The organism is Haloarcula pelagica (genome assembly GCF_030127105.1).
GTDB classification, from domain to species: Archaea; Halobacteriota; Halobacteria; order Halobacteriales; family Haloarculaceae; genus Haloarcula; species Haloarcula pelagica.
The window spans coordinates 1,024,098-1,041,912 of sequence record NZ_CP126161.1 but is presented as its reverse complement, the minus strand read 5'-3'; the positions used below and the strand labels follow the sequence as shown (position 1 = coordinate 1,041,912).

Annotated in this window: 26 protein-coding genes and 1 tRNA gene; 16 read left to right on the top strand and 11 right to left on the bottom strand. The window is 66.2% G+C overall.

Annotation, left to right across the window (positions count from 1 at the left end):
* Position 1 precedes the first annotated feature (1 nt).
* The 3 genes from P1L40_RS05625 to P1L40_RS05615 form a co-directional block, all read right to left on the bottom strand.
* On the bottom strand, positions 2–520 hold the full coding sequence (locus P1L40_RS05625; protein ID WP_379775789.1) for a magnesium transporter: 519 nt from the start codon (positions 518–520) through the stop codon (positions 2–4).
* Positions 521–569: 49 nt separating this feature from the next.
* A complete protein-coding gene (locus tag P1L40_RS05620; protein ID WP_284010346.1) occupies positions 570–1,148 on the bottom strand; it encodes a magnesium transporter in 579 nt (192 codons plus the stop codon).
* 67 nt (positions 1,149–1,215) lie between these two features.
* Entirely contained in the window at positions 1,216–1,644 is a 429-nt protein-coding gene (locus P1L40_RS05615; RefSeq protein ID WP_284010345.1) for a universal stress protein, read from the bottom strand.
* 62 nt (positions 1,645–1,706) lie between these two features.
* On the opposite strand from P1L40_RS05615, the gene surE reads away from it, so the two are divergent.
* The 5 genes from surE to P1L40_RS05590 all read left to right on the top strand — a co-directional run bounded on the left by surE (position 1,707) and on the right by P1L40_RS05590 (position 4,662).
* The gene (gene surE, locus P1L40_RS05610; protein ID WP_284010344.1) at positions 1,707–2,597 is read left to right on the top strand and encodes a 5'/3'-nucleotidase SurE; all 891 of its coding nucleotides are present in this window, start codon (positions 1,707–1,709) and stop codon (positions 2,595–2,597) included.
* A 27-nt stretch (positions 2,598–2,624) separates the two neighbouring features.
* Complete coding sequence (locus tag P1L40_RS05605) at positions 2,625–2,843, top strand: YgaP-like transmembrane domain (RefSeq protein WP_284010343.1); 219 nt, start codon at positions 2,625–2,627, stop codon at positions 2,841–2,843.
* A gap of 39 nt (positions 2,844–2,882) precedes the next feature.
* Complete coding sequence (locus P1L40_RS05600; RefSeq protein WP_284010342.1) at positions 2,883–3,932, top strand: YihY/virulence factor BrkB family protein; 1,050 nt, start codon at positions 2,883–2,885, stop codon at positions 3,930–3,932.
* A gap of 65 nt (positions 3,933–3,997) precedes the next feature.
* A complete protein-coding gene (locus tag P1L40_RS05595) occupies positions 3,998–4,348 on the top strand; it encodes an ArsR/SmtB family transcription factor (protein WP_284010341.1) in 351 nt (116 codons plus the stop codon).
* Positions 4,348–4,662: a hypothetical protein gene (locus P1L40_RS05590; RefSeq protein ID WP_284010340.1), complete on the top strand. Its 315-nt coding sequence runs from the start codon at positions 4,348–4,350 to the stop codon at positions 4,660–4,662. Before P1L40_RS05595 ends, P1L40_RS05590 begins: the two co-directional genes overlap by 1 nt.
* Before the next feature lie 6 nt (positions 4,663–4,668).
* On the opposite strand, the gene P1L40_RS05585 is transcribed toward P1L40_RS05590, so the two are convergent.
* Positions 4,669–6,072, bottom strand: a complete 1,404-nt coding sequence (locus P1L40_RS05585; protein WP_284010339.1) for a signal recognition particle protein Srp54 — start codon at positions 6,070–6,072, stop codon at positions 4,669–4,671.
* 104 nt (positions 6,073–6,176) lie between these two features.
* Between P1L40_RS05585 and P1L40_RS05580 the strand changes: the two genes are divergently transcribed.
* Genes P1L40_RS05580 through aglM form a run of 4 tightly spaced genes read left to right on the top strand, consistent with a single transcriptional unit; the run spans position 6,177 to position 9,554 of the window.
* Positions 6,177–7,088: an AEC family transporter gene (locus P1L40_RS05580; RefSeq protein WP_284010338.1), complete on the top strand. Its 912-nt coding sequence runs from the start codon at positions 6,177–6,179 to the stop codon at positions 7,086–7,088.
* Between the two features lie 40 nt (positions 7,089–7,128).
* Positions 7,129–7,506: a cupin domain-containing protein gene (locus P1L40_RS05575; protein ID WP_284010337.1), complete on the top strand. Its 378-nt coding sequence runs from the start codon at positions 7,129–7,131 to the stop codon at positions 7,504–7,506.
* Between the two features lie 45 nt (positions 7,507–7,551).
* Entirely contained in the window at positions 7,552–8,202 is a 651-nt protein-coding gene (locus P1L40_RS05570) for a bifunctional 4-hydroxy-2-oxoglutarate aldolase/2-dehydro-3-deoxy-phosphogluconate aldolase (protein WP_284010336.1), read from the top strand.
* 44 nt (positions 8,203–8,246) lie between these two features.
* A complete protein-coding gene (gene aglM, locus P1L40_RS05565; RefSeq protein WP_284010335.1) occupies positions 8,247–9,554 on the top strand; it encodes a UDP-glucose 6-dehydrogenase AglM in 1,308 nt (435 codons plus the stop codon).
* 15 nt (positions 9,555–9,569) lie between these two features.
* Here aglM and P1L40_RS05560 read toward each other — a convergent pair whose 3' ends face one another.
* The gene (locus P1L40_RS05560; RefSeq protein WP_284010334.1) at positions 9,570–10,076 is read right to left on the bottom strand and encodes a hypothetical protein; all 507 of its coding nucleotides are present in this window, start codon (positions 10,074–10,076) and stop codon (positions 9,570–9,572) included.
* On the bottom strand, positions 10,069–10,572 hold the full coding sequence (locus P1L40_RS05555; RefSeq protein ID WP_284010333.1) for an OB-like fold-containing membrane protein: 504 nt from the start codon (positions 10,570–10,572) through the stop codon (positions 10,069–10,071). The genes P1L40_RS05560 and P1L40_RS05555 overlap by 8 nt, the downstream gene beginning before the upstream one ends.
* Positions 10,573–10,681: 109 nt before the next feature.
* Between P1L40_RS05555 and P1L40_RS05550 the strand changes: the two genes are divergently transcribed.
* From P1L40_RS05550 to P1L40_RS05535, 4 genes are all read left to right on the top strand, one after another.
* Positions 10,682–10,754, top strand: a tRNA-Pro gene (locus tag P1L40_RS05550).
* A gap of 311 nt (positions 10,755–11,065) precedes the next feature.
* Positions 11,066–11,287, top strand: coding sequence for a hypothetical protein (locus tag P1L40_RS05545; RefSeq protein ID WP_284010332.1), 222 nt, complete (start codon positions 11,066–11,068; stop codon positions 11,285–11,287).
* A complete protein-coding gene (locus P1L40_RS05540) occupies positions 11,277–11,831 on the top strand; it encodes a hypothetical protein (RefSeq protein ID WP_284010331.1) in 555 nt (184 codons plus the stop codon). Before P1L40_RS05545 ends, P1L40_RS05540 begins: the two co-directional genes overlap by 11 nt.
* Positions 11,828–12,520 carry a PD-(D/E)XK family putative nuclease gene (locus P1L40_RS05535; RefSeq protein ID WP_284010330.1) on the top strand — a complete coding sequence of 231 codons (693 nt, stop codon included), beginning with the start codon at positions 11,828–11,830 and terminating at the stop codon, positions 12,518–12,520. The genes P1L40_RS05540 and P1L40_RS05535 overlap by 4 nt, the downstream gene beginning before the upstream one ends.
* Before the next feature lie 59 nt (positions 12,521–12,579).
* Here P1L40_RS05535 and P1L40_RS05530 read toward each other — a convergent pair whose 3' ends face one another.
* Positions 12,580–12,720: a hypothetical protein gene (locus P1L40_RS05530; protein ID WP_284010329.1), complete on the bottom strand. Its 141-nt coding sequence runs from the start codon at positions 12,718–12,720 to the stop codon at positions 12,580–12,582.
* 7 nt (positions 12,721–12,727) lie between these two features.
* Between P1L40_RS05530 and P1L40_RS05525 the strand changes: the two genes are divergently transcribed.
* Both P1L40_RS05525 and P1L40_RS05520 read left to right on the top strand, forming a co-directional pair.
* Positions 12,728–13,105 (top strand): hypothetical protein, encoded by a 378-nt coding sequence (locus P1L40_RS05525; protein ID WP_284010328.1) that lies wholly within the window; start codon positions 12,728–12,730, stop codon positions 13,103–13,105.
* Complete coding sequence (locus tag P1L40_RS05520) at positions 13,102–14,757, top strand: DUF7845 domain-containing protein (protein WP_284010327.1); 1,656 nt, start codon at positions 13,102–13,104, stop codon at positions 14,755–14,757. The genes P1L40_RS05525 and P1L40_RS05520 overlap by 4 nt, the downstream gene beginning before the upstream one ends.
* A gap of 447 nt (positions 14,758–15,204) precedes the next feature.
* Here the strand turns inward: P1L40_RS05520 and P1L40_RS05515 are convergent, their stop codons facing one another.
* Entirely contained in the window at positions 15,205–15,798 is a 594-nt protein-coding gene (locus P1L40_RS05515; RefSeq protein ID WP_284010326.1) for an LURP-one-related family protein, read from the bottom strand.
* A 94-nt stretch (positions 15,799–15,892) separates the two neighbouring features.
* Positions 15,893–16,270 carry a hypothetical protein gene (locus tag P1L40_RS05510; RefSeq protein WP_284010325.1) on the bottom strand — a complete coding sequence of 126 codons (378 nt, stop codon included), beginning with the start codon at positions 16,268–16,270 and terminating at the stop codon, positions 15,893–15,895.
* Positions 16,271–16,683: 413 nt separating this feature from the next.
* Here P1L40_RS05510 and P1L40_RS05505 point away from each other — a divergent pair, with 413 nt between their 5' ends.
* A complete protein-coding gene (locus tag P1L40_RS05505) occupies positions 16,684–16,905 on the top strand; it encodes a DUF8053 family protein (RefSeq protein ID WP_284010324.1) in 222 nt (73 codons plus the stop codon).
* 87 nt (positions 16,906–16,992) lie between these two features.
* On the opposite strand, the gene P1L40_RS05500 is transcribed toward P1L40_RS05505, so the two are convergent.
* A complete protein-coding gene (locus tag P1L40_RS05500; protein WP_284010323.1) occupies positions 16,993–17,394 on the bottom strand; it encodes a PIN domain-containing protein in 402 nt (133 codons plus the stop codon).
* Between the two features lie 3 nt (positions 17,395–17,397).
* Entirely contained in the window at positions 17,398–17,664 is a 267-nt protein-coding gene (locus P1L40_RS05495) for an AbrB/MazE/SpoVT family DNA-binding domain-containing protein (RefSeq protein ID WP_284010322.1), read from the bottom strand.
* Positions 17,665–17,815: the final 151 nt, after the last annotated feature.

The following is a 17,815-nucleotide window of genomic DNA, read 5'->3' as shown; positions in this document are numbered from 1 at the left end:
CTCAGACGAGTAATCGAACGACGCCGAAGAGGACCAGCACGCCCAGCACGTCACAGAGGTTCGTCACCACGGGGATCACCACGTCGTCGGGGTCGAGTTCGAACCGATAGGCGGCGTAGGTCGTCGCCGTCGTGACGACGACCGCCAGCACGGCGAGGACGACACCGCTGAGGGTGGCGACCGCCACGACGGTCCGAAGGTCGAGGCGCGCCCCGCCAAGCAGCGTCTGTACCAGCCATGCGCCGGCACCCACGAGCGGGAAGACGGTCAGGGCCAGTCCGACGGTGGCGACGGCGTTCCCGCCCAGTCGGTCGTCGGCCGGCGAGAAGGAGACCAGGCCCAGGTGGACCGCCGTCGAGAGCCGGGCGGCGAGGATACTCCCGAGGTTCCCGGCCATCCCGATGGTCACCGGGACCAACACGAGCAGCGACGGGTACTGCAACAGCGTCGTCTCGAAGGTGTCCAACACCAGCCCGCTCCCCAGTTCGATGGCCGTCAGGACGATCAGGACGGGGAGCATCGTCCGGACGATACCACGGACCGACCACTGTGTCTCGTAGCCGGCCACGTCAGCCCCCTCCCAGCGCCAGCACCAGCCGGGTCGCAAGCAGGAGCGTCGCGATACCGACCACGTCGCCGGTGGTGGTCACGACCGGCCCCGCGAGCGTGTCGGGGTTCAGTCCCCGCCGGTAGCCGACGAAGACGACCGAGACGACCGCGACGGTGAGCAACAGGCCGGAGACGAGGCCGGCGATCAGGGCGATCCCGACGAGTGTCGCGAGCGGCGCCGACGGCCGGCCCAGGACCGCCAGCAGGGCGACGGTCATCACCGCGGCCAGCCCGCTGACGAGGACGCCGTTTGCCAGCGCCGCCGAGACGGCCGCGTTGACCCGGTAGTCGCCGGTCGAGAACCGCGGATCGATCAGCCCCTGGTGGAGCGCAGAGCCCAGGCGGGCCCCCAGGGAGCCGTAGACGTTGCCACGGGTCGCAAGCAGTGCGGGGACCAACACGAGGAGACCGGCGACCTGCTCCAGTTCGGCGTCCATCCCGCCGAGGACGACGCCGGCGAAGAGGCCGCCGACGGCACTGAGCCCGAGCACGGGTAGGGCCTCCCGGTAGGCCTCGACGGCGACCTCGCGGACGGTCATTGTCGGACGCAACTTCTCCCATCGGCAAAAAGGCCCGCGATGCCTCGGTCACCGCGGGATCGACACGTCAGGTGTCCCGACCGCTACAGACCAGCACGGGCCGGTCGGTGTCGAGGACGACCCGCTGGGTGACGCTGCCGAACAGCACCTTCCCGGTGGGCGTGCGTTTGCGGCCGGCGACGACGATGAGGTCGGCGTCCCGCTCGTCGGCCGTATCGAGGATCCCGTCGGCGGGGTTGCCCGTCGACGAGGCCAGCGACACGTCGAGCCCGCCGCCGGTCAGCGTCTCGCGGGCCTGCTGGACCGCGGCCACGTCCTCGATGTCGTGGTCCTCCCCGGCGTCCTGGAAGGTGTGTTGCAGCGTCACGTGGACCGTCTCGTCCGCGAAGGGCATATCGAGCACCTCCTCGGCCTGGATGCGAGCCCGGTTCTCGTTGTCGTCGATGCCGATGACGATCTCGTACATATCTGGATCGTGGGTCCGCTCCCTCCTCATACTACTGGTCACTGGCGTCGGGACCGAAGCGTTGACCCGGCCCGCTCCCCGACTGGGAGACGATGGCCGAGCCACAGGTCCTGCTGACCAACGACGACGGGATCGACGCGCCGGGGCTGGCGAGCGTCTACGAGGAACTGTCGGCGGTCGCGGATGTCACCGTCGTCGCTCCAATGGAGAACCAGAGCGGCGTCGGGCGGACCCGCAGCCACCGGACCGCCCGGGAGTCACACCCCTGGGGGTACGCGCTGGCCGGGACGCCAGCCGACTGTGTCGCCTACGGGCTCCGGGGGGTAGAGACCGACTTCGACCTGGTCGTCTCGGGCTGTAACCACGGGCCAAACGCCGGGAACTACCTCGTCGGGCGCTCTGGCACCGTCGGCGCCTGTATCGAGGCGGCCTTCCTCGGCACGCCGGGGATCGCCGTCTCGGCGTACCACGGCGAGGACTTCTTCGTCTCGCCCGCGGAGTCGTACGACTTCGACCGGCCGGCCCGCGTCACCCGCGAAGTGGTCGTCCGGGCGCTCTCGGAGACTGCCTTCGACAGCGCGGACATCCTCAACGTCAACGTCCCCGTCGACGTAGCCGATCCGGCGATGCGCCTGACCGATCCCCACCACGACTACGACCTGGTCGTCGACCACGAACCCGCCGAGGAAGGCGGGGACAGCGACGCCTCGACGGCCGTCGGCGCCGACGGCGACACCGGCGACATCGCGCTCCGGGACGTGGTCTGGCCCGACACCGTCGGCTGGGAGAACCCCTTCGGGACCGACGCCGCTCTCGACGACCGCTACCCGGTCGGGAGCGACCGCCGGGCGCTGGTCGACGGCGAGATCAGCGTCTCGCCGCTGTCGGTCCCCGCCTCGGAGGTCGCGGACCCCGCCCTGGACGCGCTGGTCGAGGGGTTCAACGAGAACGAGGCCGCCCGCCGCCGGGCCGGAGAGAACTGATTAGGGGCTGGCGACCGTAGCGCGGGTATGGCACTCGACCGGAACGTCGGCGGCATCGACCGCCTCGGCCGCGCACTGCTCGCAGTTGTCCTGACCGTCGTCGCGCTGGGCGCGCTCACGAGCGGGCGCCGAACCGTCGGCCTGCTGGCCGGCCTGGGCGCGCTCGGCGCCGGGTTCAATGCGACCACCTGTTTCTGTGGACTCAACGCCGCGCTCGGACTCGACACGACGAGCGACGGGGACTGAGCGACCGGGTATTTGTCGGTCCCCGCTGAACTCCTCCCCATGCAGGTCAGTCGGGACCGGGTCAGAACGGTGGGGTTGGCGATCGTCCACGAGGTCAGGACCGAGAAGATCACGTTTCTCGCCGGGTCGATCGCGTATCACGCCTTCCTCTCGATCCTGCCGCTATTGTTGTTGTTGCTTGCGATCCTCCAGCAGGCACAGTCGGTCGCGCTGCGTGATTCGATCGTCCGGATCATGCAACTCGTGTTGACGAGCCAGGCCAGCGACGTGATCCAGGAGGGGCTGGCACAGGCCGACACCTCCGTGTCGCTGCTCGGGGTGGCGATCCTCGTCTGGGGTGCCCTGCGGATCTTCCGCGGGCTCGACACCGCCTTCTCGGACATCTACGAGACCGAGCGGGCCAACACCTTCGTCGACCAGCTCGCCGACGGCCTCCTCCTGCTCGTGACCGTCGCGCTGGCTATCGTCGCCGCCAGCGTCCTGGGCGATCTGTTCACGGTCGAGGGCGACGGGCCACTGGCGGGGCTGCTCCGGGGGGCCGTCACGATCGTCGGGCTCTTTCTGGTCTTCTACCCGATGTACTACATCTTCCCGGACGCCGACTGCTCGTTCGTCGAGGTGGTCCCGGGGACCGCCTTCGCGGCGGTCGGCATCGCCGTCGCACAGGTCGTGTTCACGGCGTTCAAGTCCGGGAGCGCCGGCGGGAACCTCGTCGCCAGCATCCTCGTGTTGCTCACCTGGCTCTACGTCGTCGGCCTGGTGATCCTCCTTGGCGTGGTCATCAACGCCGTCCTCTCGAACCGCTCGAAAGACGTGGACATCGAGCCCGTCGTCGGCGGGGTCCCGCGGCGCAGGGGCCAGCGCGAGGCGGCAGTCGACCGCGAGACGCTCGTGGCCGAGCTAGACGACCTCTCGGAACAGCTCCGCCGACGGGGCGAGCCCGTCCGGATCGAACTCGACGGCCGGACGGTCACGCTCGAACGGCCACAGACGGCGAGTGTCGACCGCTCGACGGCCGTCTTCGGCCTGGACAACTCCGTCGGACTGACGCTACGCTGGTGGCCAGACGGCGGTGACCGCGAGGACTGACCCGCGTTCGCCGACCCAGCGAACGCGCCACCCCCTTTTACTGACGGGGGCCGGTAGCGTCGGGCGTGGCCGGTGACTGTGACCCCGCTGCCGTGTTCGCCCTCCTCGACGACGAGTACGCGCGCTCGCTGCTCGCCGCCACGAGTCACGAACCCATGACAGCACCCGAACTCAGCGACCAGTGTGAGATGTCGCTCTCGACAGTGTATCGACGGCTCGACCAGCTCGAAACCTGCGGGCTGGTCGCGGCCGAGACGGTCCCCGATCCCGACGGCGACCACACCAAGACCTACGAGGCCCAACTGGACGAACTCCTCGTCACCCTGGAAGACGGGAGCTTCGGGGTCAGCCTCTCGACGACCTCGACGACGGCGGAGTTCGCCGACGCCTTCACCGACCTCTGGGAGGGACTGTGATGGAGATCGCCGGGCTCGACCTGCGGACCTGGGCACGGATCGGCCAGGCGATCTGGTGGCTCTCGGCGCTCGTCGGGCTCTCGATCGTCGCGCTCGCGGTCGCCGGCTACCGGCGAAACCGGAGCACGTCGATGCTGTTTCTCGGCGGCGGCATCGCCACGCTGACGGTCGTGAGCTTCGTGACGACGCTACTCGCCGCCCGTCTGTTCAGTCCGGCACTTCTCTCGGGGATCTTTCCCCTGCTTGACGGACTCACACAGCTGGTCGGGATGTGCCTGATCCTCTACGCGATCGTCCTCGCCCGGCGGGAGTGATGGCGCTCACCCGAACGGACCGCCGGGACCGCCCATGCCGCCCATCCCGCCACCGCCGCCGCCGCCCTGCTGTTGCATCTGTTTCATCATCCGTTCCATGTCGCCGTCGCCCATCCCCTGGAACTGCTTCAACATCTGCTCCATCTGGCGGTGCTGTTCGAGCAGTTCGCGCACCCGCTCTTTGGGCTTGCCCGCCCCCTGGGCGATGCGCTCGGTCCGGGACTGGCCGACGACGCGGGGGTTCTCCAGCTCCTCCTCGGTCATCGAGTCCATGATGACATCGAAGTCCTGCATCCGCTCCTGGGTCACGTCCATCGCGTCGTCGGGAAGCTGGTCCATGAGCCCGCCGCCCAGGCCGGGGATCATGTCCATCACCTGGTCCAGCGGCCCCATGTTGTTCATCGTCTGCATCTGCTTTCGCATGTCCTTGAGGGTGAACGGCCCCTCCATCATGTCCTCGGGGTCCCAGTCGTCCTCGTCCTCGCCCGTCTCTTCCATCGCCCGCTCGACGCGCTCGGTCAACTGCTTCAGGTCGCCCATCCCCAGCAGGCGGGAAATGAACCCGGAGGGCTCGAAGCGCTCGATGTCCTTGACCGTCTCCCCCGACCCGAGGAAGGCGATCGTCGAGTCGGTCTCGTTGACCGCCGCCAGCGCGCCCCCACCTTTCGCCGTCCCGTCGAGTTTGGTGATGACGACGCCGTCGATGCCGATGGAGGCCTCGAAGTCGGCGGCCTGGCTCTTGGCGCTTTGCCCCATCGCGGCGTCCAGCACGAGCAGGTTCCGGTCCGGGTTCACTTCCTGCTCGATGCGCTCGATCTGGTCGATGAGTTCCTGATTGAGACCGTCACGACCGGCCGTGTCGACGATCCGAACGTCGGCGTCCTGGGTCGCTTCCAGCCCCGCACGGGCGATCTCGACGGGGTCGTCCTCGTCGGGGTCGCCGTAGAAGTCGACCTCGGCGCGGTCGGCCATCTCCTTCGACTGGTCGTAGGCGCCGGGTCGGTCGGTGTCGGTCTGGATGATCGCCGGTCGCAGCCCCTTCGTCGAGAACCACCACGCCATCTTGGCGGCGGTGGTCGTCTTCCCCGACCCGTAGAGGCCGGCGAGCATGATGGTCTGTTCTTCGAGCGGGAGATCCGTCGACTCCCCGACGAGTTCGACCAGTTCCTCGTAGACGATCCGCAGGACCCAGTCGCGGGGCGTCGTACCGGCCGGCGGTTCCTCGTCTAACGCCCGGCTCTCGATGTTGTCCGAGAGCTCCTGGACGAGGCCCACGTCGACATCTGCCTGGAGCAGCGAGCGCTGGATCTCCTTGACGATGTCCTCGATGTCCTCCTCGGAGAGCCGCGACTTCCCCCGGAGGTCGTCTAAGGTCCCCCTGAGTGAACTGCCGAGATTATCGAGTACCATTTGTGCTGGGTACGCGACCGCACCGGTAAAGGCTTGTTGTCACGCCGGGAACGGACACGGTCGGTTTCCGAAGGCTCAAGCCCGCCACTCCACCAGGGCGGAACATGGAGGGAGCTGTCGGCCGGTTCGCCTATCTCCTGGGGATGCTCGCGGTGGGCCTCGGCGCCCGCTACACCGGGCTCCTCGACGAACACCGGCGCGACCGGCTCAACGCCGTCGCCTTCTACGTCGTCCTCCCGTCGCTCATCTTCGTCTCGACGTACGACCGGGCGCTGGCGACGCTGCTGTCGCCCGAACTCGTCGTCGGCGTCCTGATCGTCGTCTTCGCCACCGTCGGGATGGCCTGGGTGATCCACCGCCGACAGAGCCGGGCCGACCGCCGCGGCGTCGCGGTCGTCCAGTCGTACCACTCGAACCTGGGCTATCTCGGGTTACCGCTCGTGGCGGCGACGTTCGGCCCCGACGCCACCGCGACCGCCGGCCTCCTGCTGGGACTGGTGACGCTCACGCAGATCCCGGTCACCGTCTGGGTGCTCGTCACCGTCGCCGACGCCGAGGTGTCGGTGCTTGACCAGGTGCGCGAACTGCTCACCAACCCCGTGCTGATCGCGCTGGCGCTTGGCGTCGTCGTCGCGTGGTTCGGTCTCGGCGTTCCCGCCGCCGTCGTGACTCCCCTCTCGCTTGCGGGCGAACTGGCGCTGCCGGTCGCGCTGATCCTCGTCGGCTCGGCGCTGGACCTCGACCAGTCGGTCGTCGACCCGACGGCGACCGCGAGCGTCGTCGCGCTCAAACTCGGCTGGATGCCCCTCGTGGCGTGGCTCACCTTCTCGACGCTGGGGGTCGACCCGGCCGTGTTCACCGCCAGCGTCCTCATGCTGGGGATGCCCACGGCCGTCTCGACGTTCGTCTACGCGACGGAACTGGGCGGGGACGCCGAGTTCGCCTCGGTGAACGTCTTCGCGACGACGCTCGCCTCGGTCGGAACGTCGTTCGTCCTCATCCTCATGCTGGGATGACCGGGGCAACTGGTTTCCCCGGCCGCCGGCAACGCCGGGTATGGCCTACCACCACCTCGACCCCGACGCCCTGCCCGAGACCGAGGACTACCCCTGTGATCGGCGTGGACTCTCCGAGGCCGCCGAGTTACACGCGCTCCACGCCGCCACGTACACGATGGCGCCCGGCGAACAACTCCCGCGCACGTACCACTACCACAAGCAACGCGAGGAACTGTTCTACGTCCGCTCGGGGACGCTGTACGTCGAGACGCCCGACGGGGAGTTTGTCGTCCCCGCCGACGAGGTGTTCGTCGCCGAACCGGAGAGCCCACACCGGGCGTACAACCCCGCGGACGCCGACGAGCAGGTGCGGGTCCTGGGCGTCGGCGCTCCGAAGACGGACATCGCCCTCCCGTACGATCCCGACGGGGACTGACGGCTTCCACATACGTTTTTGCCCCCTCCCCGCGCACGCCCAGCCATGACGAGCAAACAGGCGGTCCAGCAGCAACTCGTAGACAGCGGCGTCACGGCCGTCCTCCGTGGTATCCCCGAAGAACAGATGGTCGACGTGGCGACGGCGATCCACGAGGGCGGAGTCACCGCGCTCGAACTCACCGCCGACGCCAAGCGGTGTTCGGACATGATCGCCGCCGTCGACAAGGCACTCGACGACACGGACGCCGTCATCGGCGCCGGCACCGTGATGGACGCCGCCGCGGCCCGCAACGTCATCGAGGCCGGCGCGGAGTTCGTCCTCGCGCCCAACCTCAACGAGGATGTCATCGATGTCTGCAACCGCGAGGGCGTCGTCTGCATTCCCGGCGTGATGACACCGACCGAGGCCGCCCAGGCGATGGAGGCCGGCGCGGACATCCTCAAGATGTTCCCTGCCTCGACCGTGGGCCCGGGCCACATCGGCGCGCTCCAGGGGCCGCTCGGCGACGTGCCGATCATGCCGACCGGCGGCGTCTCGACCGAGAACGTCGCGGAGTACTTCGACGCCGGCGCGGTCGCGGTCGGCGCCGGCTCCGCGCTGGTCGACTACGAGGCCATCGAGAACGACGACATGGACCAGGTCCGCGAGAGCGCCGCCGAGTTCGTCGAGGCCGTCGAGGCCGCCCGCGAGTAGCGCAACCCGAATTCTCAAGAAACCCGGCGGCCAACCCTTCGACAATGCACGTCAGCATCGTCGGCAGCGGCTACGTCGGGACGACGGTCGCCGCTTGTCTCGCGGACCTGGGCCACGAGGTCACGAACGTCGACATCGACGAGGACATTGTCGCCGCCATCAACGACGGCGAGTCGCCGATCCACGAACCGGGTCTGGACGAGTTGGTCGCCGACCACGGCGGCGACCGCCTTCGGGCGACGACCGACTACGGCGTCGTCCCCGAGACCGACCTGACGATGCTCGCGCTCCCGACCCCCTCCAACGACGACGGCAGCATCGACCTGGCGTACATGGAAGCCGGCGCCGAGTCCGTCGGCGAAGCGTTGGCCGCCGCGGCATCCGACACCGACGACCCTCACCTCGTCGTCACGAAGTCGACGGTCGTCCCGACGACGACCGAACAGCGACTCGCGCCGGCGATCGCCGACGCCGGACTCGACCGCGGGACCGACTTCCTGGTCGCCTCGAACCCCGAGTTCCAGCGGGAGGGCACCGCCGTCGAGGACTTCCTGAACCCCGACAAACTCGTCTTCGGTGCCGACGACGAGCGTTCGTTCGCGGCCCTGCGGGACCTCTACGCGCCGCTGGTCGCGGCCGCCGACGACGAGGTCCCGATCGTCGAGACCGGCATCGCCGAGGCCGAGATGATCAAGTACGCCAACAACACCTTCCTCGCGAGCAAGGTCAGTCTGATCAACGACATCGGGAACATCTGCAAGGTGTTCGGCGTCGACGCTTACGAGGTCGCCGACGCCATCGGGCTGGACGACCGCATCGGCGCGCAGTTCCTCCGCAGCGGCGTCGGCTGGGGCGGCTCCTGTTTCCCGAAAGACACGAACGCGATCATCGCCGCGGCCCGCGAGCGCGGCTACGACCCGGCGGTCCTCTCGGCGGCCGTCGAACTGAACGACGCCCAGCCCGGCCGCCTGCTCGCCCTGCTCGACGACCACGTCGATGTCGCGGGCAAGCGCGTGGCCGTCCTCGGCCTGGCGTTCAAACCCGGGACCGACGATATCCGGAACACGCGGGCGGTCCCGGTCATCGAGGGACTGCTCGACCGCGGGGCCGAAGTGGTCGCCTACGACCCCGTCGCGACCGAGAACATGCGCGACCGCTACCCCGACATCGAGTACGCCGACTCGGCGGCGGCGGCCCTGAAGGGCGCGTCGGGCGCGGTGGTCGTCACCGACTGGGACGAGTTCGCCGCCCTCGATACGGAGTTCGATGTGATGGCCGACCCGGTCGTCGTCGACGGCCGCCGGATCGTCGAACCGCGTGAGGGAATTACCTACGAAGGGCTGACCTGGTAGCTGACGGAAGCGGACTCACGCCGCCGATGTGTCCTCGTGGCGTCCCAGCGCGTACCGGTCCAGCAGGAAGACCGCGACCGCGACGCCGACCGAGAGGACGGTGACGCGGCTGTCGGCCGTGACGTAGAGGCTCGGCGTCGGCGGCCGCCAGTAGATCGGATAGAGCCAGAAGTCGCTCCGACCGTCGGCGAACGCCCGTAACCCGTCGACGACGAGCGCGCTGGTGCCGCCGACCAGCAGGGCCGCGTACGCACGGCGTCTGAGGCCGTCACCGAACAGCAGGGCGATCGCGGCGCCGATGACCACCACGCCGCCAAGCGAACTGATCGGTGACCAGGCGAACCCGTGGCCGACGAGTGACTCGACCGCCTCGGCACCTACCACGAGATCGACCTTGCTCAGGTCCGGGATCGCGGCCCCGCCCATCGCGACCGGAACCCATCGCCGATCGAACTCGACGCGCCACCCGAGGGCCGTCAACACGACGTACGGGACGAGAACGTGGGTAAGCAACTCAGCCATCCGTGTCCTCCCGCGGGACGAACGCCCACTCTCGAACGTCGGGCCGCCAGCGGCGGAAAAAGGCCGCGAGCACGAGCAGCGCACCGACGGCCGAGACGGCGTATTTCACGGTTGCCGACGCCCCTGCCGGGTTGACGACGACGACGTTGGTCGCGTCGATGGTGGCGTCCCGTTCGACCGTTCCGTACACCTGGACGGCCCCACCCGGGTCGACGACGGCGTCGAACCCGGTGACGGTGAAGTCCAGTGTGCCACTGCCGTAGTCGACGGTAATCACAGCCGTCTCGGCGGCTGGATCGACACGCTGGACTGTCCCCCAGAGGCGCGTCTCGCTCCCGACGAACCGGTCGTAGTCGGCCGCGAGATCCTCACCGTCCGGGTACGGCGAGTGCTGCTGGTCGTAGGGTCGTTCTGTCCCCGCGTGCAACCCCATCCCGAACACCAGTCCGGCGAGGACGACGAGCAACCCTACCCGACGGACGGCCGTCAGTTTCACACCGGACGGTGCCGAGGAACCCGATTAGCTGTTACGCTTTCGCACGGACCGTCTCGCCGTTCCGGAAGGGTTAAAAATATCACCGGCGTTTGCTCAAATGCTATCGCACGGGCCGGTGGGGTAGCCTGGTATCCTTCGGCCTTCGGGTGGCCGTAACCGCGATTCGAATTCGCGCCGGCCCATTTTACCTCACTTCGCAACGCCGAGCGTAGCGAGGCGTCCGTAGTGAGTGTCAAACGAACCCAAGCGAATTCGAGCAGGGAAGTCGCAGCGCGAGCGAAGCGAGCGACCGTCTTCCCGTGTTCGATGTTCGCGCCGGCCCATACCATATAAACCCTTTTCCCGGGTTTCCTGATAATTAGCGGCCGCTCTCCGGGGTGGTCGCTGTGAGTCGATCCACCGAGTCGGATCGGCCGATCTGTCGGTGGTGTGGCGAGTATATCAACGAGCCTGGGCAGTCCTGTCGGTCACTGGATGAGGGGGTGTGCCAGGCGTGACCGACCTGAGCAACTCCAACAGGGGGAGCCTCACCGCCGACGGCCCTGGCGAGTTCCGGTGTGAATCGTGTCGCGCTCGCTGTACTCGGAGTTCCTCGACCGGCATCGAGTACGGCCACTGTACCGGCTGTCCCGACCGGCCAGCGGACTTGCCCAGCGGCGGGACCTACGTCGAGCACGCGCCCCACGTCGACACAGAGGTGGCCGATGCAGCGTGAGTTCGTCCGGGCCTCGCGACTGTACGACGCCGAGGCCAGCGAACCCCGTGAGTTCGACTGGAGACAGACGCGACTTATCACCGACGGCGGCTGTCGCGAGACCCACATCGGTGAGTCCGGACTGTTCGTCCCGTCGGACCTTCGGGAGTTCGAGGGGCAGGTCGTCTTTCGGACGCCGCGGTCGACGATCCAGCACTTCGGGTCGACCGATCTGGACGCCTACTACGGCATGGTCGAGCCCGGCGACTTCGGTGATCCCGACCAGTTCCGCGACGCCCAGAACCCCGGCCTGGCTCCTGATCGCCTGACGATCAAACCCCGGGGTGAGGACCCGGTCGAGTTCGTCGTCGAGACCGACCCAGATGTGCGGTGTGACGGCGGCTCGTCCTGGAAACACCTGGGGAACCGCTGGGCACACAGCGAGGAGTATCGCTGTACCGAGTGTGGGCGCGAGCGCTCTATCTCGAACCGGTCGGACCAGTACCAGGAACACGGCGAGCCCGAGCCATGTGGCTGCACTGCTGACCAGGAGGTCGCCCGATGAGCCAGGCGTTCGCCGACCCGAAGGCGATCGGGCTGGACATCGAGGCGCTGGTCGTCTCGCAGTTCGATTCGGTCGACGCCGTCGACCGGGACGACGCCCGTCACGACGCCGTCGTGACGGGGCTCCTGGCCCCCTCCCTCCAGACCGCCGACGTGCCCGTCGTGTTCGCCGGCACGCCGCTTGTCGAAGTCGGAACCCACGTGGAGATCAAGGCGTGCAAGCGGTTCGTCTCGAACGGCTCGCGAGAGACGCGTGGCCGCTGGACGCTGAAAGGTCGGGATGACGGCCAGCACGCCGCGCTACTTGAGGCGGCATCCGTGTACGCGCTGGCAGTCTACGAGGACGACCCACGCCGGCTGGTCGCGATCGCCGTAATCCCGGCGACGCTGGTCGACGAGCACCTGCGTGGCCACTGGCGAACGACCGAGCGGTCCGAAGGGACGCTGGCACAACTGCCCTGCCGCACGTGTTGGGGACGCTCGTCGGGGGTGCGGTGTAGATGGCTACCGTCGGTGTGGGGGCTCGTGGTCGTCGGGCAAGAAGACGCTCTGACGGTCCGGGTCGAAGTAGACGTTCAGTGCCCGGAGCGTCCCGGCATAGGCTGCACCCATCACGAACACGAACCCGACGAGAGCTGGCAGGAGGAGTTGGAGGACCATCACTCGCCCAGTACGACTGCCGTCCGGTAAGGGTCTGCTGGTCATCCACCGCCGGTGTCTCTTCGAGAGGTGAGCGGTGACCGATGCCGTCAGAAGTTCAATCGGGCGACCACGACGAGCGGCTGCGCTGTCCGAAGACTCGCAAGCGCATCGGCGAAGATCCCGCCCGCTGGCTCGATCAGGAACTCGTCACCAAGGCCAGCCCGCCGCAACATCGTCCTCACGCTCATCGACGGCATGGACTCGATCGAGCGCGTTCGTGCCTGGCGAGCCTGTGAGTTCCGGCTGGCGAACCCACAGTCGACGGACACGCCGCGGAATCCGCTGGAGGAGCCGCGGGCGAAGATCATCCAGCGCCTCGACAAGCGCGAGGAGTGGCTGGAGTTGCACGGCGAGCGCCCCGAGCGGCTGCCACTCGGCCCACGCCGGCCGTGTGAGTGCTGTGACGGCGAGTCGGGAGTGACCGCCGCCGACCTGCGGGCACGCGCCGAGGACGACGCTTGGCGGCTCGTCGAAGGGTACAGTCCCGACGGCGTCGACACCGACGAGACCAGCGCACAGACCGAGGAGGCGATGCTTGGTGCGTTCGCGACTGACGGGGGTGAGCCCGAGTGACCGTTGCCTCGACGATCGAGGACGTGGTCGCACTTCGCCCCCATCGCGTCGCCGCGAACCTGCTGTTCGACGACGCCGGGTTGTCGCCGTATCACGCAGTCGTCGGGCAGTACGAACCCGACCTCGACGAGCGTGAGGAGACGTTCGGGTTCGACGGTCGTGAGTGGGGTATCACGAACTCCGTCCACTGGGAGGGGAAGATCGAATCCGACGATGCGTATTTCGGGTTCGACGGCGCCCTGAACGAGTACAAGCTGAGTGTGTACGCCGACGATGACGAGCACGACGAACGCGGCGCCGATTTCACCTTTCGCCCGGGCTTTCCCGAGGCGAAACACGTCGAGACCGGCGACATGATCCAGGGGATGCCCACGCAGTGTCCCGAATCGATCCGCGTGCAGGTCGAAGCGACGAATCTCGAACAGCGGGAGATTCTGGGGCTGTTACAATCGCTGGCCGAGCACCTCGGGATCAACGCCGAGTACTTCGCGACGCCCCACGAGTGGTCGTCGATCTACGGGCTGGAGGTGTACGGCCGCATCCGTCGAGCGGTCGCGACCGGCAAGGTCGCCGGGAAGGGTGGTGTTCTGGAGCATATCGCCCAGTTCTCGAACGGACGTGGGCGTGGCGCGTACAAGTGGGACCACGAGGAGATCGTCGGTCACTACGAGGCCGTCTCGCTCAGCCCGGCCAACTGGGCGCGGTTGATCGACGGCCAGGGGCTCGCGAAGCGGCTGAAGTGTTACCAGCCCGAGTGGGTTCGGTCCGACGGTGAGGACGATCCGCTCTACCACCACAAGATCGAGTGTCAGTACTGGAAAGGCTACTATCCCGACGGCGACGACTCGCTTCGCTGGGATGGGTACGACAGTGCGGTCCAGGAGTTGGGCGAGACGATCGTGAACGCGCTGAACTGGGCCGGCGTCGAGTTCTCGCCGACCACCGAGACGTGGGTCGCGGACCCGTATTTCGATGTCGAGCAGGGCGAACGCAGTTACGAGGTCCACTCGAACCCGATGCCCGATCTCGAAGAGCAAGAACAGGCCAGCGCTCGCGACCAGTTGATGCGTCCCGAGACGACGGCCGCCGAGTGGGACATGCTGGAGGCCATGACCGACGGCGGTTCGCGGCGCTACGACGAGCTCGCCGACGACGCCGGTCGGAGTACGTCGACGGTGTATCGGGCCGTCGAGCAGTTCGACGATATCTTAGCCGTGGACGGCGGCGAGATCCGGTTTCGGGACGGCATCGTTCGCGACCAGATCGAGCAGGTCGCCGAGTGGTTCGGTTCGACGAAGGACGCGGCCGTCGAGTCGTTACGGAACGTCGCCGATCGGGCGACGCCGCTGTCGCGAGGTGAGGAGGGTGAGCCCTCGGCGCTGGAGCGGTGGGTGAATCGGCATGGGATCGCGGTTCGGGACGCTACGGATGGGATCGAGATGGAGCTGTCGCGGCCGGTCAGTCTCCAGGAGATGTTGAAGATCGTCCGGGCCGGCCCCGACGCTGCCGAAGCGTCCCCGATGCTCACCCGTCGGTTCGAGGACGCTCAGATCACGTGGAAGGAACCCGACAGCACCCGGCACAAGGGCGAGCGGGTCGTCGTGAACCGGCGGTTGCTCGGTCGGCACAACATGGACCGGCCGATCTGGTAGGCGGCTCCGGCAGAGTGGCAACGCTATCGAGCGGCGTCGTTCCTTTATATACTATCCGCGTTGCATCGATGTTGGTCCTATAAATTATTCTGCTGACTCCTTCGTTTCACTTCGATGGTGGGGTGTCGGCTGGCGCGTTTCCCGCCGGCTGGGCACAGGTCCCTTAGGTTGTGTGGCAAAGGCCACACAATCCAAATACCCCGGGCCCTCGCTGGCGCTCGGGCCGGGGACCGCACCGCAAAACCCGCAATACTACCGCTACCGCACCGCCGTGAGTGGGACGAGGAGAAACGAAGAGGGATTCAGTACGTTGACTGATCCGCGGCTGGTAGAGACAGCGTGCTACATAGAGAGGTCGTGTATGGAGCAAGCAATCGAGATTAACTCATTGCTGGGACAGCGGTACGAGTACCCCCTCAGGTTCGTTTAGTGAGGATGCGACCAGAGTCAATTCCCCTGGATCGCGTCGATCACAGCTGTTCCTGCCACAATCGGATCAACCGGGACTGAACTGCTGTCATTAATCGTGATTTCGTATTCATCAAAGACAGCAAAGTCACTCTTAATAGTGCCAACAGAATCGCCTTCGGCATCGGTTATCTCGAATTTGTGTCCGATCCACTGTCCAACTGGCAAGAGCTTTCGTCCGACAGTAAAGGGCGTCCCACGTGAATTGATTTCAGCGAGGAGAGACCCATCTTCAGCATCCCGAATCCGCCAGGTGTCTTGGAACAGTGACAGGTCGTTATCTAAAACAACGAGTTCTTCACCAGTCTGGCTATCTGTAAGCAAGTAATCGCCAGCGATATTCCAGTTACCGCTCGCTTCGACTGTGAACAGTTCCGTACCGTCAGTATCGATGAAGGGGAAAGTATCGTTCCCCTCGTACATATTATAGGTACATCGGAATATCGTGTCGCCAGAAACATCTCTGGCTTCGTACTCTGGACGAAAGTTCTTGTCCGTTCCCGTCTGTTCGACGGTATATCGAGTACCAGAGAGACCGAGAGCAGCAGTCTCGTATCGTTGTGGAGTGTCCATCGTTCGAGAGAGTTTGCTCGAACGATAAATCAAACCGGAACTACCGTCTCTATGTGTGAAATTGTCATTTTATTGTCTGGAATCTGATCTTACGTCAGCAGGTCCTGAGTAGCGGAGCCGGTTCGGCCTCGTGTATAGTGAGACCACGCGAAGAGATCACCGAGCAGTCCCTCCGCGGGAACTCACCGGCGTCGGAGAAGTTGATGTCCGTGACGGTGAACCGATAGGGGTTGTCGGCGGAGTCGTTGACGACACCGGGCAAGCGCGTGATCTCGCCGGCGTCGTTCTCGTACTGGACGGTGTCCCAGCCCATCATGTGCGTCGCCTTTGTGGTGTTGGCCTCGATGACGACGCCGTCGTAGCTGTCGGAGTTGGGGTTGAGCGGGGTCTCGGCGGCGGCGACGGGCTGGGCGACCAGCATCAGGACGGTCAGCGCGACGGTGAGGATGCCGAGTGTCTCGCGGAGACTCATTCCGAGCCTCCGGGTCGGGTCGGGTTGGTGGTCGGTGCGGATCGGGCTGCGTGGTGGTAGCTCATGTTCTCTGAGGAGTCGGTGGCGAGTCCGGCGACACGTCAGTAGGCGGGAGGTCGCGGCTGGCACCAGCCGCGGTGGCCCGGGCTCGGGCGCGCCGTCGCTCGTCGAGGTTGCGGAAGTCGATGCGCCAGGGTCGAGACGCGGTGTTGACCGCGCTGTCCGGCGGGTCTGTCTCGCCGGACGGGGTCGGTGGCATTCGTGTAGTCCTGCCCGCGGACTGCCCGCGGGATGAGCGCGTGTTTCTGGGGTCCGCAAAAGACGCGCCGCTCAGCACCATTTCTTGGCCAAAAGCTCCCCAAGATATGGTACCGTTGGGGTCATTTATTATCCAACAGTCGGGTAATGCTGATATGCCGCAGAAGCTACAGAACAAGAACGGTTCAGGGCTGGTGACGATCCCGAAAGACTTCCTTGACCGGGACGGTCTCCTCACCGAAGACGGGAATCCAGAGGATCGAGTGGTCTCGGTCGAACGGCTCGATTCGGGCGCCTATATCCTCCGTGTGTGTGACGAGCGTGGCGACCTCCCCGAACTGGCCGAGTGTGACGCGATCCAGCGTGTCGCGGCCTAGCAGTTGCTCACCGATGACGTGTACGGTGGTCCAGCTGACGACTGAGTGAACGAACCGAACCATTCGGTACAGGCGCCCACAGATCGTTCAGTCAGGGGATTCAGGATCCAAGGGGAGACGATCCAGGCCGACAGTGTCGTAGTCCTGCTCGGTCGAGAGGACACGCTCTTCCCCGGTCGTGACGAGTCCGGCGTGGAGCGCATCGAACGGAGTGAGGTCGTACTCGTCGAGAAACGCTGCGGCGGCCAAGACCGCATCCTCATGCTCTTCCGGTACGATCGGGACCAGTTCGAGTAGATTGGTGATCGCGCGCGGCGCATCGATATCATATTCGGCGGCTTCGCGGTCGTAGAACAACACGAGAACCTCGGCGTACGCGAGTATCGAGGTATGGATATCGTCGTGCTCTTCGAGAGCGGTGATCGCGGCGTCCTGTAGCCAGTCGTCGTCTTTCACCAGTACAATGAGAAAGTCGGTCTCGACGTACACAGCTTACTCCTCGCTGTCCTGTGTCCGGCTTTCTGCTTCCGTTCGAACCTCTCGTGAGATTGCCTCGCGTGCTTGTGTCTTCAACTCGCCGGCATCCGTCTCTGCAAAGGCATCTCCAACAGCCGCTCGAAGCCCCTCCAGCGGATCCTCGTCGACGGGGAAGAGCGCGACATGGCTTGGGAGTTCGACGATTCGATACTGGTCACCGAACCGCTCACGAACATCTTTCGGGAGGTAGATCCGTCCGCGTTCGTCTGTTGACTTGGACATGAGATAATCAGATCTTGTACGGGACAGAGCAAAAGTATTCCCGTGTTTGTGAGATTTTTCCCCACCTCATCTGGTTTCCGGTTCGACTACCCATCGAACGAGAGTGCTGCTGAATTCGAATACACGTCGGGAACACGGATCGACCGCGACC

Coding starts and splice junctions, on each gene's coding strand:
- P1L40_RS05575 (WP_284010337.1), top strand. CDS start 7,129: ATGGCCTACCACCACCTCGACCCCGACGCCCTGCCCGAGACCGAGGAC.
- P1L40_RS05540 (WP_284010331.1), top strand. CDS start 11,277: ATGCAGCGTGAGTTCGTCCGGGCCTCGCGACTGTACGACGCCGAGGCC.
- P1L40_RS05585 (WP_284010339.1), bottom strand. CDS start 6,072: ATGGTACTCGATAATCTCGGCAGTTCACTCAGGGGGACCTTAGACGAC.
- P1L40_RS05515 (WP_284010326.1), bottom strand. CDS start 15,798: ATGGACACTCCACAACGATACGAGACTGCTGCTCTCGGTCTCTCTGGT.
- P1L40_RS05580 (WP_284010338.1), top strand. CDS start 6,177: ATGGAGGGAGCTGTCGGCCGGTTCGCCTATCTCCTGGGGATGCTCGCG.
- P1L40_RS05530 (WP_284010329.1), bottom strand. CDS start 12,720: ATGAGCGTGAGGACGATGTTGCGGCGGGCTGGCCTTGGTGACGAGTTC.
- P1L40_RS05560 (WP_284010334.1), bottom strand. CDS start 10,076: ATGGCTGAGTTGCTTACCCACGTTCTCGTCCCGTACGTCGTGTTGACG.
- P1L40_RS05505 (WP_284010324.1), top strand. CDS start 16,684: ATGCCGCAGAAGCTACAGAACAAGAACGGTTCAGGGCTGGTGACGATC.
- P1L40_RS05605 (WP_284010343.1), top strand. CDS start 2,625: ATGGCACTCGACCGGAACGTCGGCGGCATCGACCGCCTCGGCCGCGCA.
- aglM (WP_284010335.1), top strand. CDS start 8,247: ATGCACGTCAGCATCGTCGGCAGCGGCTACGTCGGGACGACGGTCGCC.
- P1L40_RS05615 (WP_284010345.1), bottom strand. CDS start 1,644: ATGAGGAGGGAGCGGACCCACGATCCAGATATGTACGAGATCGTCATC.
- surE (WP_284010344.1), top strand. CDS start 1,707: ATGGCCGAGCCACAGGTCCTGCTGACCAACGACGACGGGATCGACGCG.
- P1L40_RS05600 (WP_284010342.1), top strand. CDS start 2,883: ATGCAGGTCAGTCGGGACCGGGTCAGAACGGTGGGGTTGGCGATCGTC.
- P1L40_RS05510 (WP_284010325.1), bottom strand. CDS start 16,270: ATGAGTCTCCGCGAGACACTCGGCATCCTCACCGTCGCGCTGACCGTC.
- P1L40_RS05525 (WP_284010328.1), top strand. CDS start 12,728: ATGGACTCGATCGAGCGCGTTCGTGCCTGGCGAGCCTGTGAGTTCCGG.
- P1L40_RS05625 (WP_379775789.1), bottom strand. CDS start 520: ATGCTCCCCGTCCTGATCGTCCTGACGGCCATCGAACTGGGGAGCGGG.
- P1L40_RS05495 (WP_284010322.1), bottom strand. CDS start 17,664: ATGTCCAAGTCAACAGACGAACGCGGACGGATCTACCTCCCGAAAGAT.
- P1L40_RS05535 (WP_284010330.1), top strand. CDS start 11,828: ATGAGCCAGGCGTTCGCCGACCCGAAGGCGATCGGGCTGGACATCGAG.
- P1L40_RS05570 (WP_284010336.1), top strand. CDS start 7,552: ATGACGAGCAAACAGGCGGTCCAGCAGCAACTCGTAGACAGCGGCGTC.
- P1L40_RS05620 (WP_284010346.1), bottom strand. CDS start 1,148: ATGACCGTCCGCGAGGTCGCCGTCGAGGCCTACCGGGAGGCCCTACCC.
- P1L40_RS05590 (WP_284010340.1), top strand. CDS start 4,348: ATGGAGATCGCCGGGCTCGACCTGCGGACCTGGGCACGGATCGGCCAG.